Source organism: Streptomyces sp. NPDC051913 (assembly GCF_044593635.1).
GTDB lineage: Bacteria > Actinomycetota > Actinomycetes > Streptomycetales > Streptomycetaceae > Streptomyces.
Genome location: NZ_JBIUCI010000012.1, coordinates 237,660 through 252,114, shown reverse-complemented (window position 1 = coordinate 252,114; position 14,455 = coordinate 237,660). Strand labels below are relative to the sequence as shown.

The following is a 14,455-nucleotide window of genomic DNA, read 5'->3' as shown; positions in this document are numbered from 1 at the left end:
CCCTGAACCGCGGGCGCTCCGGCTACGGCCGGTCCGCCTGCCTCGGCGGTGACGCCTGCCCTCGGGGCAGCGGCAGAAGAGGGCCGCGACGCGGTCGGGCGGCCTGCTCGCCCACGTCTCTGATCAGCTCACGCAGGGCCGTCGTCCCGTCGGGGACGGGCAGCGTGGAGTCCAGCGCCTGCAACGCGCGGCGGGCCCTGCGCGCCGCCCGCCCGGGGTAGCCGTTGTGGTGGTCGAGGAGTGCCTGGGCGTGGCGGGCGAGCATGGTGGCCCAGGCATCGGTGCGCACGCTCGGATGGGTCAGGGCACGGCGTGCGCTGTGCCGGGCGTCGTCCGGCGCGCTGCGGATCTGGGCCACGGCGAGGGCGGCGAGGCTGACGGCGGGTGAGGGCCCACCCGGAGCGTCGGGCGGGATGGTGTCCGCGGCCTGCTGGAAGTGCGCGGCGGCCTCGTCGGCGTCGTGGTGCCGCAGGGCGAGCACCCCGTGGACGTAGGCGATGCGCCCGATGGAGGCGTCGTCGCCGGCGAGGACGGCTGCCCGCCAGGACCGGGCGAGGAGCCGGTCGGCGCGCTCCGGATCGCTCTCCGCGCACATCCACGCGGCGAGCCACCCGCCCTCGCAGCGAGCGGGACTGTCGGCCGGAGGCAGGGACAGCAGGTCCAGCAGCGTCTGGCGGCCCTCCTCGGCATGGCCGTAGACCATCCACCAGAACCAGAGGCTCACCATCGACTCCACGGCCCACTCCACATGCTCCCCCTGGGCGAGCGCGTGGCTGATCGCCGCCTGGAGGTCGGCGTGCCCCTCCTGCGCGAGTTCGACGGCCTGCCGCTGGCAGCCCGTGCTCCAGAGGTTCTCGGCCACGGCCGCCGTCCGCCGGCAGTGGATCAGGCGCCGCTCCGCCGCCACCGGGAACTCGTCGGCCTCCGTGAGCAGTTCGATGCCGAAGTCGCGGGCCGCCCGGCGCATCCGGTAGCGCGGCATCCGTACCCCGGCGCCGGGCTCGTCCAGCCGCTCCAGCACCCCCGAGGACAGCAACCGGGCCACACAGAAGGGCACCTGGTCCGGGGCCACGCCCCCGCCGGCGCACACGAACGCGGCCGCCTCCTCGGTGAAGGGGCCCAGCAGGACGCTGGCGCGCCGCCAGACGGCACGCTCCTTCTCCTCGCACAGCGCGTAGTCGGCCCGCACGGCCGCTCGCAGTGAACGGTGGCGTGGCACCGTCCGACCGCTCGCGGTCAGCCGGCACTGGTTGCGCAGCACCAGGTCGGGCAGGTCGGCCAGCGAGCTGACGCTCAGCTGCTGTGCGGCCAGTTCGACGGCGAGCGGCACTCCCTCCAGAACCGAGCACACCTGCTCGACGAGCTCCAGGTCCGCCTTTGCGGGACGGAATCCCGCCACCACGGCACGCGCCCGGTCCACGAACAACTCGGCCGCGGGGGACGGGCGTTCGGCATCGCGGGGTGTACGGCAGTCCAACGGCGCCAGGCGGAGGACCCGTTCCTCCCCCACGCCCAGCGGGCGGCGGCATGTCACCAGCACACGCAGCGTCGGCAGGGCCATCAGCAGCCGCTGCACCAGACCCACGCACTCCAGGTGCACCGGGTCTACGTCGTCCAGGACCAACAGAGTCGTCAGGGGCGGCAGACCGGCGGCCACGTCGAAGACGTCCGTCGACCGTGACGCCGGTGCCCCGCCCGCCAGTTCCGCGAGGACGCGGCGGCCGAGGCCTCCGGGGACGGCCGCCCCCTGTCCCTTCCAGCGCACCCGGACCACGCGCTGCCACGGGCCCTCGCCCATGACCGCTGCGGACAGCCGGCTCTTGCCCACACCTGCCAAACCGGTCACGCTGACCAGCCGGTGCCCGGCCATGAGCTCCCGCAGTTCCGCGAGCTCCCTGTTCCGGCCGACCAGAGGGCCGCTGTCCGCATCGCTGGACTTGGTCGGGCCGGTCCGGCCGACGACAGATGTCCGCACTTTCACATCTCCCCGTAACGCTCTTGGCATGCAATGGAATACCGGCGCGACAGCACGGGACCGCCCAGAGAAGAACCGTCACTGCTGCCGTATCACGGCCACTCCAACGCGCCCTTGACACGCCGAGTAGCGCCGAAGAGCGCCGATTCACACCCCGCAACGAACGATCGAACGCCCATGCTTTCCATCCCTCCCAAGATGGGTGTGCGGTACTACGTACAGGGGTCGGCGGGAATTCACACGGCTACGTGTACGGACTTCCCGTCACCTGGGCCGGACTTCGTCGAGAATTCTCCAGACTCATCGGACACAGTGCACAAATCCTGCCCGGCTGTTCGGCCGGTCAAATCCGATGGCGCCAGGATCCGTATACGTACGGCGGGGCGAATTTCTTTCTCGTGGAGCGGATTTCGCTCTTTTCACTTGAACGAGTGAGGCGGTTGGACGGCGGAGAAGTGGAGCGGCACCATTACCGCCGTCGGCCGTCCGGCCGACAGGTCCCTGGTGTCCCGGCACACCTCATATCAGGAGTATTCAGTGTTCAAGGGGTTTCGCTCGTTCCTGCTGCGCGGCAACGTGGTCGACCTGGCGGTCGGCATCGTCATCGGTGCCGCGTTCACCGCCGTCGTCACCGGTTTCGTCACCGCGTTCCTCACGCCGCTGATCGGAGTGGCGACCGGCGCGGTCGGTGACTTCAGCAAGCAGGAATTCACCGTCGCGGGCACCTCATTCCCCTACGGTGCCTTCCTGAACGCCCTGATCAGTTTTGTCCTGGTCGCCGCCGTGATCTATTTCGCCGTCGTGCTCCCCGTGGGCCGACTCCAGGAGCGTTTCAACCCGGTCAAGGATGTGCCGGTCACCAAGGTCGACTGCCCGGACTGCCTGAGCACCGTGCCCGCGGCGGCCGTCAAGTGCGCCTACTGCACCGCCGACCTCGCCGGCCGCCCCGGCTTCCCCGTGCAGGCGACCGCGTCCGTCGGCTGACCCGGCCTCGCCCCGCGCGTGCGGCTCGCGCCGAGGCCCAACTGTCCCGCCCCCCGGCTGTCGGGGCGGGACAGTCCCGTCTCCGGGCGGTTCGGTGTCCAGGCGGCGGTACTGCCCGCCGCCGTGGCCGCGCACGTACTCCACCAAGGCGCTGTCCAGCGAGTACGAGGGCCGCCGCGAGCCCTCCCGCGGACGCGACCAGGTACGACGCCCACACGCCCTGCCGCGCTCCCTGACCGGCTGAGGCCGAAGGTGCGTCCGGCGACTGGTGATTCCGCCGATGTCCACCGTCTCCCGCCCCACGACATTGGTCGGGTCAAACACCCGCACCCTCGTTGGGAGGGCTCCATGAGCCGTCGTTCAGCACGTCGACTTACCGGCGCCGCAGCGGCCGTGACCGCCGTGCTCGCCCTGTTCTCCTCGGCGACCTCGGCCGGCGCGGCCGACGCGAATGACCGCACGAGCGGCATCGCCACCGCCACCGCCTCCACCAGGTCGGCCGAGGCCACCACCGGGACCCTGTCGACCAGCACACCGGTCGTCTTCGTGCACGGCTACACGGGCAGCGCGTCCAACTGGGTCACCGCCATGAGCGTCTTCCGGCTCAACGGCTGGTCCAGCTCGAACCTGTTCGCCTACGAGTACAACTCCTACGGCAACAACATCACCAACGCGCGGGGCCTGGCGACCTTCGTCGACAACGTCAAGTCACAGACCGGCGCGAGCAAGGTCGCCCTCGTCAACCACTCCATGGGCGGCCTGGTCAGCCAGTACTACCTGAAGGTCCTGGGCGGCAACACCAGCGTCAGCCACCTCGCCTCGATCGCCGGCGCCAACCACGGGACCACGTACGCCAGCGCCTGTCTGGTCTACACGACCTGCCAGCAGATGTACCCCGGTTCCTCGTTCATCGCCCAGATCACCTCGGGCGACGAGACGCCGGGGAGCACGAAGTACGCCACCTGGTACTCGCCGTGCGACGGCGTCATCATCCCGTACACCAGCACGCGCCTGGACGGCGCCACCAACAACCCCGTGGCCTGCCAGACCCACATCGGCTTCCTCACCGACACCTCGGTGCTCGGCGACATCGCCGACTTCGTCGCCTCCTGACCAAGGGGAACGGTCCGTCGACGGCACACCCCACAGGTGCCGCCGGCGGGCCGGCGGCGTTCCAGGAGCGGGCAGCGGGCATGCCGCGCGCCCCGAAGCGGCCGCATATTACTGAACCGTAACCTACCGGCGGGTACCCCGGGTAACCCGCTCGGCGCTACCGTCCTGACACCTCGTCTAAGAACGGCAACCGGAACAGCGGTGGGACGACCGCCTCCGCGCGCCCGCACCCCGCCCGACCGGCCCGTCAAGCGCCCGAGCCGCACATGAAGCTCGGCCTCCCCCAGCTCCGGAGGTCCCTCATGCCCGCACCCGTACGCCTCGCCGCCGTGGCCGTCACGGCCGCCGCCTGCCTCGGCGCCTCGACCGTCCCGGCCCTGGCCGCCGACGGCGGGGCCGTGGTCTCCCGCGGCGTCACCATCCCCACCTTCTACAACCCGCCCACCACGCTGCCCGACGCCAACGGCGCGCTCGTGCGCAGCGAACCGCTGCCGCTGGCGCTGAGCCTGCCCGGCGTCGACGGCCCGCTGCCCGGCACGGCCACCCGGCTGATGTACCGGTCCACGGACTCCAACGGCCGCCCCATGGCGGTGACCGGCGCCTACATCGAGCCCTCCGCGGCCTGGCGGGGCACCGGCCCCCGGCCACTGGTCGCCCTGGCTCCGGGAACCATGGGACAGGGCGACCAGTGCGCCGCCTCCCTCGGCCTCGAACACCCCCTCCAGCTCAACGGGGAGACCGTTTCCGTCGGTTACGAGGACCTGGCGATCTACCGTCTGCTCGCCAGAGGTATCGCCGTCGTGGTCACCGACTACGCCGGCCTCGGCGCCACGGACCGGCTGCACACGTACGTCAACCGGGTCGACGAGGCCCATGCCGTCCTGGACGCCGTCCGTGCCGCCCGCGCGCTTCCCGGCACCTCGCTCACCAGCGCCTCGCGCGTGGCCCTGTTCGGCTACAGCCAGGGCGGTGGCGCCACCGCGGCGGCCGCCGAGGTCCGCTCCGCCTACGCCCCCGACGTGGTCCTCGCCGGCACCTACGCGGGCGCACCGCCCGCCGATCTGACCGAGGTCACCAAGGCCATCGACGGCAGCGACCTCGCCGGTGCCCTGGGCTGGTCCGTCAACGGTTTCCTGCAGTCCGACCCGGCGCTGAAGCCGATCGCCGACGCCCACCTCAACGCGGCCGGCCGCGCGGCGCTGGACGACCTGTCCACCATGTGCGTGGGGGACGCGCTGTTCGCGTACAACTCGGCGCACAGCACCGCCTGGACGACCGACGGCAGGACCATCAGCGACGTCATCGCGGCCGAGCCCGCCCTCCAGGCCTTCCTCGACGAGCAGCGCATCGGCACGACCCGTCCGAGCGGGCCGGTCCGACTGGCGACGGGCACGAGCGACGACCTGGTGCCGCACGCACAGGCCCGTCAACTCGCCGTCGACTGGTGTCGGTTGGGCGGCAACGTGACCTACAAGCCCGTGATCCTGCCGAACGTGGGCCGCTCCCTCCTCAACCACTTCGCTCCCCTGCTCACCGACCAGGGCGACGCGATCTCCTGGCTGACCGACCGCCTCGACGGCAAGCCGGTGACATCGGCCTGTGGTCTGCTGCCGTTGCAGCCCTGACCGGCGGTGACGGGCCGGGCCACCTATCCGGCGGCCCGGCCCGTCACCGCGCTGTGCACGACGTACGCGGCCGCCACGTCCAGGGCCGCGTGCCCGGTGGACTTGAAGACGGTGAGCTGGTCGGCGGTGCGTCGGCCGGGGGCCGAGCCGTCGAGGACCGCGCCCAGGAGGGTGACGGCGCGGTCCGCCGGCAGGTCCTGGAGCTCGTGGGCACCGGAGGGCGGCGGGGTGCCGGCCGCTCCCGGCCACTCGGCGAAGAGCGTCGCGTCCCGGACGGTGGCGGCGTCGAGCTCATGCCCCTGGGAGGCGCCGACCGAGCTGACATGGGTGCCCGGTGCCAGCCAGTCGCGCCGGACGACAGGGCGGGTGGTGCCGGTGCAGCAGTACACGGTCGCCGCCTGCCGTACGGCGTCCTCGATGCCGTCGGCCGCGCGGCCGGCGGGGTGCAGTGCGGCCGTGGCGCGGGCGGCCTCGGAGTCGCGGCCCGCCACGGTGACGGGTTCGTCAGGCCTCAGCGCGGCCAACAGGCCGACCTGGGCACGCGCCTGGACCCCGGTGCCGACGACCACGACGGGGCCGGGGCGGGCCAGGGCCAGGGCGCTGTGCGTGGCGGACGCGGCGGTGCGCCAGGCCGTGATGGGCTCGGCGTCCAGCACCGCCAGGGGCCGGCCGTCCTCGGCGTCGAAGAGGGCGACGATGCCGCGGTGGGTGCTGCGGCCGGGGTGCCCGGGATCGGCGAAGACCGTCACCAGTTTCGCGGCGAGGCCCTGTCCGGGAACGTACCCGGGCATGGCACCCAGCAGCCCGTACGGGGTGAAGGCCGCCGTGCGCGGCGGCGCGGACGCCCGGTCCTGCGCCACGGCGACGAGCGCGTCCGCCACGGCGGCCATCAGTCGGTGCGGGTCGAGGGCCGCGAGCGTGGCGGCCCCGTCGAGAACCAGAACTTCCGTCATACGGCGGCCTCCGCGCCCGTCCGGGCGAGCAGCCCGCCCAGTGTGTCGACCGCCGAGCCGAGTGCCTCACGCACCGGGCGCAGGTGCTCGTCGTCGATCTCGGCGGCGGGCCCGACGACGGTGAGTGCGCACACGGGCGCTCCGGGGGCCGGTACGACGGCTCGGCTGACGGACGCGACGAACTGGTCGTTGCGCCCTCGCTCGACGGCGAACCCGTCGGCCTCGACCCGCTCGATGTCGGCGAGCAGACCGGCGTCACCGTCGAGCGGATGCCCTTGCGCCCGGGCGGCGTCCAGGTAGGGCCCGCGCGCCTCGGGTGCGAGCGCGGCGACCAAGGCGAGCGGGCCGGCGAAGCGGTGGGCGGGCAGCCGGTCGCCGAGCAGGGTGCTGATCATCGCCAGGCGCTCCGGCCGGACCACGTCCACCACCCGTGAGCCGTCGCCCTCCAGCACCTGGAGGTTGGCCATCAGGCCGGTGTGCGCGGCGAGTTGCTCCAGGACCGGACGGGCCAGCGAGGTCAGCGAGTTGTGGGCGGCCCGGGCGGACAGGAGCAGCACGGCCGTGCCGGGCAGATAGCGGTCGTCGGCGCGCAGCACCCAGCCGCGGCGGACCAGGTCCACCAGGATCCGGTAGGCGGTGGCCCGGTGCAGCCCGACCTCGTCGGCGAGGTCGGTGAGCCGTGGCGGTCCGGGCGCCCGGCCGACCGCCTCGATCAGGTCCAGCGCTTTGTCCACGGCCGTACGTGGCGCCTGTGCCATCGAATCCCTTCCGAACGCTGTGGGCGGAGCCTCGCGGCGGGGCGTGTCGCTCGCCGGGATCCGGAGGTAGGGTACCGCTTGTTTCACAGGTCGAGAAGCTTGTTACTTAGAGCGCAACAGATCAGGGAGTGGTGAGCTTGACGAGCGACAGGGCCGGGGCGGCGACGCCGTACGCACCGCCGGAGACGGGAGCAGTCGTCGTCTACCGGGGAGCCACCCTGTTCGACGGCACCGGCAGCCCGCCCCGCCCGGGGACGTCGATCGTGGTCGACGGCAGCGTGATCCGGGCCGTCGTGGACGACACGGACGCCGCCGCCTCCGTGGCGGGCGCCGAAGTCGTCGACCTCACGGGCCGGTTCGTCACCCCCGGGCTCGTCGACTCGCACCAGCACCTCGCCACGCCGCCCGACCGTCCGGCCGCCGAAGCGGTCCTGCGCCGTCTCGTGCACAGCGGGGTCACCGCCGTACGGGACATGGCCGACGACCTGCGTCAGATCGGCGATCTCGCGCGGGCCGCCCGGGTCGGCGAGATCGCCGCTCCCGACCTCCACTACGCGGCGCTCATGGCGGGCCCAGGCTTCTTCGAGGACCCCCGCACCCACCAGGTCACCCAGGGCGCGGTGCCCGGCGAGGTCCCCTGGATGCAGGCCGTCACCACCGCGAGCGACCTGCCCCTGGCGGTGGCCCTGGCCCGCGGCACCTCCGCGGCCGCCATCAAGGTGTACGCCGACCTGGAGGCGCCCCTCGTCGCCGCGATCACCGCGGAGGCACACCGTCAGGGCATCCCGGTCTGGGCACACGCCGCGGTGTTTCCCGCCACCCCCGGGGAGGTCGTCGCGGCCGGTGTGGACAGCGTCTCGCATGTGACGCTGCTCGCCCACGAGGCGGCGACGGCACCCTTGACGTCGTACAAGGACAAACCGCCCGTCGATCACGCGAGCCTGGTCACCGGCGAGGACGAGCGGCTCGAGAAGCTCTTCGCCCGGATGCGGGAGCAGGGCGTCGTCCTGGACGCGACCGCCGGGTTGTACGCCTCCCGCGAGTTCGCGAGCGACGACCCAAAGGCGGCCGAACGGGCGGCCCGCAACACGGAGTTGGCGATCGCCCTGACGGCACAGGCCCACCGCGCGGGCGTGGAGCTGGCCACCGGCACGGACTACGAGACGCCGCCGGAGGAACCGTTCCCCGCGCTGTACGAGGAACTCGCCTTCCTGGTACGCCGGTGCGGCATCCCGGCGGCCGACGTGCTGCGCTCGGCGACCTTCGTGGGCGCTCACAGCGCCGGCGCCGACCATCTCACCGGCAGCGTGGAGCCGGGCAAGCTGGCCGACCTCGCGGTCTTCGCGCGCGACCCGCTGGCCGACATCGACCACCTGCGCACCATCACCCTGACCGTCAAGCGGGGGCACCGCTTCCCGCGTACCGCCTACACCGACGACCGCACCCGGGAGAACCGTTGACCACCACGCCTCTGATCGTCAACGCGCTCGGCCAGCTCGACAACCCCAACGCACCACGCTCCCTGGCCGCCGCGGGCGACCTCAACGCGAGCGGCGAGCAGATCACCGTCGACTCCCGGACGTTGACCGAGGCACGCGCCTCCGGTCTGACCGCGGTCAACATCACCCTGGGCTACGTGATGGGCGATCTCCCGCCCTACGAGCACACGTTGCACGAGATCGACGTATGGGACCGGGTCGTGGCCGAGCACCCCGACGACCTCCTGAAGGTCACCACGGCCGCCGACATCCACACCGCGCACCGCGACGGCCGGATCGGTGTCATCTACGGTTTCCAGAACGCGGAGGCGGTCGGGGACGACGCCGACCGGGTCGCCGTCTTCGCCCAACGCGGCGTACGGGTGGTCCAGTTGACGTACAACCAGGCCAATCAGCTCGGCGGCGGTTCGATGGCACCCGGCACCACGCCGCTGACCGCCCTGGGGCACGAGGTGGTCGACGCCCTCAACGACCACCATCTGATGGTCGACCTCTCGCACAGCGGCGAGCGGACCTGCCTCGACGCCGCCGCGTACTCGCGCGTTCCGGTGTCGATCAACCACACCGGCTGCCGGGCGCTGACCGATCTGCCGCGCAACAAGACGGACGAGGAGCTGCGGCTGGTCGCCTCCCGGGGCGGGTTCGTCGGCATCTACTTCATGCCGTTCCTCGACGCCGGCGGCCACGCGAGCGCCGCCGACGTCGTCGAGCACCTCGTGCACGCCGTGGACGTCTGCGGCGAGGACCACGTCGGCATCGGTACCGACGGTCCGGTCACCGCCATCGACGACCTCGACGCGTACCGGCACCGTCTCGCGGAGCATGTGGCGCGCCGCCAGGAAGCGGGCGTGTCCGCGGCCGGGGAACGGGCGGACACCTTCCCCTTCGTCGTCGACCTGCGCGGCGTCGAGCAGTTCCGCGAGCTGATGCGCCTGCTGGAACAGCGCGGCTTCTCCTCCGGCCGCATCGAGAAGATCATGGGCCGCAACTTCGTGGACTACGCGGAACGCGTGTGGCAGGCCTGAGCGGAGCCGTACCGCTTCAACGGTCGACGTTGGCCAGCAGATGGGCGAGCCCGGTGCGCGATCGGACGCCGAGCTGCGCGAACACGTTGCGCAGGTGGTACTCGACGGTCCTGATGCTGATCGATAGTTGGGCCGCGATCTCCTTGTTGGTCGCTCCGCTCGCCACATCCCGTGCGATCCGCACCTGTTGGGGGGTGAGCGAGGACAGCAGCCCCGCCTCCCCGGCCCCGGACACCTCACCCGCCGCCCGCAGTTCGGCGCCGGCGCGCTTGCCCCACATCGCGGCACCGCAGCGCTCGAACCCGAGGAGCGCGTCGCGCAGTTGCGCACGCGCCTCGATGGGACGCCTTCGACGCCGTAACCACATCCCGAAGGCCAGATGGGTGCGGGCGTGCTCGAAGGGGCCGGGCGCCCGCTCATGACGGGCGAGCGCGGCGCGGTACAGCACCTCGCTCCGCTCGGGCGGTGCGACAAGCGCACGGCACCGCTCCAGTTGAGCCGGAGCCTGCGGGTCGGCACCGAGTTCCGCCCATACGGCGAACAGGTCGATCATCTCCGTCGCGTCGACGGCACGATCGGACAGGACGCAGGCCTCGACGAAGCAGGGCACGGCGAGGAACCAGAGCCCGAAGTGCCCCTGCCGCGCTCCGGGTTGCACCAGCGGAGCCAGCCGGGCGGCGGCCCGCTCCACCTTGCCCGACCCCAGTTCCGCCCGCGCCTGCGCCCACTCCGCGAGAAACGCGGCCTGGGCCAGCCCGTGCGACTGCGCGACGGCCATGACCTCCGCGGCCTGTTTCCGTACGGCGGCCAGGTCACCCGCGATCGACACGACGAGGGCGCGTACGGCCGACAGGTCGGCGACCGCATTGCGCTGCCCCAACTGCCGGGCGAGCAGCAGTCCTTCCTCGGCGTGGGCGCGGGCCTGATGGTGGCGGCCCTCCCTCAACTCGGCGTAGGCGAGGTGCGCGAGGATGTCCGGCACGGCGGCCGGCACGCGCGCGGACCGCGCGGAGGCGAGGGCTAGGCTCAAGTACCGCCGTGCGGTGGGGAGTCGGCCGAGCAGCAGCGCCACGCTTCCGGCGTCGCGGAACTCGTGCGCCTGCGCGCGAGGCGTGAGCCGGTGCAGCCGGGGTCCGAGCAAGGCCGCGGCGCGCCGGAAGTCCGCCTCCACCACCGCGCCCATCCCGATGCAACGGGCCCGCCAGTCGGCGTCGGGACACCCCTCCGCACAGAGCGCCCGCCCTGATGCGGCTCCACAGACCGAGCACGGCCCCGGCATCAGGATCCGGCGGTAACCTTCACGATCACCGGCCGCCCACGCTGCCGAGGCCGCCGCGATCCACGCGCCGCGGGCCGAGAACGGATCGGCCTCCCGCAGTCCGGCAGCGGCGCGGAGCAGGGCCGAACAGGCGTCCGCCACGGGGCCGTCGCGGAGCAGCGCGTAGCCGTCCGCGAGGGCGCGGCGGGAGGCGGGAGCGATCGCGGGCGCGGGCTCGGTGGCGGGCACAGGCGCGGAGGAGGCGCCGTGGGACTCGTCGTTCACACGCATCACCACTTCCTGGTCGTCAGCCGGGAAGTGACCGCCGGGAGGGAGCGGGGGACGGCTACGACTTCATCTGTCTCCGGGGTCACTTGAGAGGTCGCTGTTGAAAGAATGTCCAACAACGGCCCGGCCGTCGACAGTTGGCGCAGCAGGGCTCAGGTCCGCGGGTCCTCTGCTGGTTCTTCTGCTGGTTCTGCCGTAGAAGCCCGCTTCGTCGCTTCCACCGGTTTCGTGGGGAACAGCAGTGCCGTGGCGGCCCTGGAATGCAGGTCGTCCAGCGTCTTGATCTGCCGCTCGGCCCTGCGCAGCAGTTCCTCCAGGCGGTCGGCGTCCAGGCGTGCGTCCTGCGCCGAGGCGGCGAGCAGCCTCCGCCACAGGGCCGCCTTGCCCTGCGCCCCCAGCCGGAGGGCTTCCAACTCGACCAGCACCGCGAGCCCGGAGCGGCGCACCAGCCGACCGTTGGGCTTGACCCGTCCGGCCTTCTCACCGAGCCACGCTCCGTACACCTTGTAGCGCCGGACGGGAACGTCGAGGTCACCGAGGAGACGCACCAGCGCCTGCCGGTCCCGCGCGATCTCCTTGCGCAGGTTCTCCAACGCCTCACCGAAGGGCGACTCCCGATGCTCCCGGGCCGCACGCCGAGCGAGCTCGACACCGGCGGTCGCGCCGGCCAGATGATCGTTGAGATAGACGACCAGCACTCCGAGTGCCCGCGCCGGGGCGGGCAAGCACCCGTACCACCTCCTCACCCGGCCCCTTACTTGATGCTTAATTGCAAAACTTCGCAATTGATTAGATGCTGTGCTCGCTGTGTCCGCAGGTAGCCACGGGGTGGGCTTCACAGGGGGAGGTAGGGGCGCGTGTCCGTTTCGCTGTACCGGATCAAGGCGTTGCTGCCCGGCCGTGCCGACCTCGTCGAGATGCGACGCGATCCACGGCGGGATCTGCTGGCCGGGCTGACCGTGGCGATCGTGGCGCTGCCGCTCGCCCTCGGTTTCGGGGTGTCCTCCGGTCTGGGCGCGGCGGCGGGGCTGGCGACCGCGGTGGTCGCGGGCGCGCTCGCGGCCGTCTTCGGCGGTTCGAACCTCCAGGTGTCGGGGCCGACCGGTGCCATGACGGTGGTGCTCGTGCCCATCGTGGGTGCCTACGGTCCGACGGGCGTCCTCACCGTGGGGCTGATGGCCGGCGTGCTGCTCGTCGCGCTCGCCGCGCTGAGGGCCGGCCGTTACATGCGGTACGTGCCCGCCCCGGTCGTCGAGGGCTTCACGCTCGGGATCGCCTGTGTGATCGGTCTTCAGCAGATCCCCAACGCGCTCGGCGTGCCCAAGCCCGAGGGCGACCGGGTGCTGGTGGTGGCCTGGCGGGCGGCCGAGGCGTTCGTGAGGAGCCCGAACTGGACGGCGGTCGGTCTCGCCGTCGCGGTCACGGTGGTCATGCTGGCCGGCACCCGCTGGCGGCCCAGCCTCCCCTTCTCCCTCCTCGCGGTCGTCGCCGCCACGGCCGTCGCCCAGCTCTTCGCTCTGGAAGCGGCCACCCCCATCGGCGACCTGCCCGCCGGCCTGCCCGCCCCCTCCCTCGCCTTCCTGGAACCGGGCTCGCTGAGCACCCTGTTCGCCCCGGCCATGGCGGTCGCGGCGCTGGCCGCACTGGAATCACTGCTGTCCGCCTCGGTGGCGGACGGCATGACGGTGGGGCACCGCCACGATCCCGACCGCGAGCTGTTCGGCCAGGGCCTCGCCAACATCGCCGCCCCGCTGTTCGGCGGGGTCCCGGCGACCGGCGCCATCGCGCGCACCGCCGTCAACGTCCGCACCGGCGCCGGCTCCCGCCTCGCCGCCCTCACCCACGCCGCCGTCCTCGCCGCGATCGTCTTCGCGGCAGCGCCCCTCGTGTCGAGGATCCCCCTCGCCGCGCTCGCCGGCGTCCTGCTGGCCACCGCGATCCGCATGGTCGAGACCGGCTCCCTCAGAGCGATGGCCAAGGCCACCCGCTCCGACGCGCTGATCCTCGTGCTGACCGCCGTGGCCACGCTGGCGCTCGATCTCGTGTACGCCGTGATCATCGGCCTGGCCGTCGCGGGCGTCCTCGCCCTGCGTGCCGTGGCCAAGCAGGCCCGCTTCGACCAGGTGCCGCTGGACCAGGGCGACCACAGCGCCGAGGAGCACGCCCTGCTGGCGGAGCACATCGTGGCGTACCGCATCGACGGCCCGCTGTTCTTCGCCGCCGCTCATCGCTTCCTGTTGGAGCTCACCGACGTGGCCGACGTCCGGGTCGTCATCCTGCGCATGTCCCGGATCTCGACCATGGACGCCACCGGCGCCCTGCTCCTGAAGGACGCGGTGGAGAAACTGCGGCGGCGCGGCATCCTCGTCCTGGCCTCCGCCATCCGCCCCGGCCAGCGCCAAGTGCTCGACTCCGTGGGCGCGTTGGAGCTGCTGCGGCACGAGGGCCGGGAGTACGCCAACACGCCCGAGGCGATCCGCGCCGCCCGCGACCACCTCCACACCGCAGGCCTCCTGCCCGCCCTCCCCTCGTCCCCGCCCCCGACCGCCGGCCAGGAGGCCGCCCGATGAACACCCCTCCCGTCCAGCCCCGCATGGTCGAGGTCTCCGGCCCCGAGGCCCTGTGGCTGCTGGAAGGCAGCAGCCTGGGCCGACTGGTGTACGCACACCGGGAGTTGACCGCCGTACGCCCCGCCCGGCATGTGTGGGAGTACGGCCGACTCGTCATCCGCACACCGGCCCCGCCCGCGGCGGTGGCCGCCGCGGCGACCTATCACGTGGACGAGATCCGCGCCGTGCACGGCACCGGCTGGACGGTCACCGTCACCGGGCCGGCCGAGGTGATCACCGACCCCGACGAGGCCGCCCACCACCACCGGACCCTGCCCGGCTGGACGCACGGCCCGCACGACACACTCCTGCGCCTGCGCCCCAGGACGGTCACCGGCTACCGCCTCGTCCGCGGGGAGGTGTGAGAG

The 14,455-nt window shown here is 72.6% G+C and carries 13 protein-coding genes; 8 read left to right on the top strand and 5 right to left on the bottom strand.

The window, feature by feature from the left end; translation table 11 throughout:
* Positions 1–22: 22 nt before the first annotated feature.
* Positions 23–1,975, bottom strand: a complete 1,953-nt coding sequence (locus ACIHIX_RS32425; protein ID WP_399962441.1) for an ATP-binding protein — start codon at positions 1,973–1,975, stop codon at positions 23–25.
* A gap of 537 nt (positions 1,976–2,512) precedes the next feature.
* Here ACIHIX_RS32425 and mscL point away from each other — a divergent pair.
* From mscL to ACIHIX_RS32405, 4 genes are all read left to right on the top strand, one after another.
* Entirely contained in the window at positions 2,513–2,959 is a 447-nt protein-coding gene (gene mscL, locus ACIHIX_RS32420) for a large conductance mechanosensitive channel protein MscL (RefSeq protein WP_399962439.1), read from the top strand.
* A gap of 94 nt (positions 2,960–3,053) precedes the next feature.
* Positions 3,054–3,203 (top strand): hypothetical protein, encoded by a 150-nt coding sequence (locus ACIHIX_RS32415; protein WP_399962437.1) that lies wholly within the window; start codon positions 3,054–3,056, stop codon positions 3,201–3,203.
* Between the two features lie 104 nt (positions 3,204–3,307).
* Entirely contained in the window at positions 3,308–4,072 is a 765-nt protein-coding gene (locus tag ACIHIX_RS32410) for an esterase/lipase family protein (RefSeq protein WP_399962434.1), read from the top strand.
* A gap of 302 nt (positions 4,073–4,374) precedes the next feature.
* The gene (locus ACIHIX_RS32405; RefSeq protein ID WP_399962432.1) at positions 4,375–5,697 is read left to right on the top strand and encodes a lipase family protein; all 1,323 of its coding nucleotides are present in this window, start codon (positions 4,375–4,377) and stop codon (positions 5,695–5,697) included.
* Between the two features lie 23 nt (positions 5,698–5,720).
* Here the strand turns inward: ACIHIX_RS32405 and ACIHIX_RS32400 are convergent, their stop codons facing one another.
* Both ACIHIX_RS32400 and ACIHIX_RS32395 read right to left on the bottom strand, forming a co-directional pair.
* Positions 5,721–6,650 carry an ornithine cyclodeaminase family protein gene (locus ACIHIX_RS32400; protein WP_399962430.1) on the bottom strand — a complete coding sequence of 310 codons (930 nt, stop codon included), beginning with the start codon at positions 6,648–6,650 and terminating at the stop codon, positions 5,721–5,723.
* Entirely contained in the window at positions 6,647–7,408 is a 762-nt protein-coding gene (locus tag ACIHIX_RS32395; protein WP_399962428.1) for an IclR family transcriptional regulator, read from the bottom strand. The genes ACIHIX_RS32400 and ACIHIX_RS32395 overlap by 4 nt, the downstream gene beginning before the upstream one ends.
* Before the next feature lie 137 nt (positions 7,409–7,545).
* Here ACIHIX_RS32395 and ACIHIX_RS32390 point away from each other — a divergent pair, with 137 nt between their 5' ends.
* Together ACIHIX_RS32390 and ACIHIX_RS32385 are read left to right on the top strand one after the other, a co-directional pair.
* The gene (locus tag ACIHIX_RS32390) at positions 7,546–8,868 is read left to right on the top strand and encodes an amidohydrolase family protein (RefSeq protein WP_399962426.1); all 1,323 of its coding nucleotides are present in this window, start codon (positions 7,546–7,548) and stop codon (positions 8,866–8,868) included.
* Positions 8,865–9,932 (top strand): dipeptidase, encoded by a 1,068-nt coding sequence (locus tag ACIHIX_RS32385; RefSeq protein ID WP_399962424.1) that lies wholly within the window; start codon positions 8,865–8,867, stop codon positions 9,930–9,932. The genes ACIHIX_RS32390 and ACIHIX_RS32385 overlap by 4 nt, the downstream gene beginning before the upstream one ends.
* A 16-nt stretch (positions 9,933–9,948) precedes the next feature.
* Here ACIHIX_RS32385 and ACIHIX_RS32380 read toward each other — a convergent pair whose 3' ends face one another.
* Together ACIHIX_RS32380 and ACIHIX_RS32375 are read right to left on the bottom strand one after the other, a co-directional pair.
* Positions 9,949–11,481: a LuxR C-terminal-related transcriptional regulator gene (locus ACIHIX_RS32380; RefSeq protein ID WP_399962421.1), complete on the bottom strand. Its 1,533-nt coding sequence runs from the start codon at positions 11,479–11,481 to the stop codon at positions 9,949–9,951.
* Positions 11,482–11,630: 149 nt separating this feature from the next.
* Positions 11,631–12,203, bottom strand: a complete 573-nt coding sequence (locus ACIHIX_RS32375) for a hypothetical protein (protein WP_399962419.1) — start codon at positions 12,201–12,203, stop codon at positions 11,631–11,633.
* A gap of 192 nt (positions 12,204–12,395) precedes the next feature.
* Between ACIHIX_RS32375 and ACIHIX_RS32370 the strand changes: the two genes are divergently transcribed.
* Together ACIHIX_RS32370 and ACIHIX_RS32365 are read left to right on the top strand one after the other, a co-directional pair.
* Complete coding sequence (locus ACIHIX_RS32370) at positions 12,396–14,048, top strand: SulP family inorganic anion transporter (protein WP_399962545.1); 1,653 nt, start codon at positions 12,396–12,398, stop codon at positions 14,046–14,048.
* A complete protein-coding gene (locus ACIHIX_RS32365) occupies positions 14,045–14,452 on the top strand; it encodes a pyridoxamine 5'-phosphate oxidase family protein (protein ID WP_399962417.1) in 408 nt (135 codons plus the stop codon). The genes ACIHIX_RS32370 and ACIHIX_RS32365 overlap by 4 nt, the downstream gene beginning before the upstream one ends.
* Positions 14,453–14,455 lie beyond the last annotated feature (3 nt).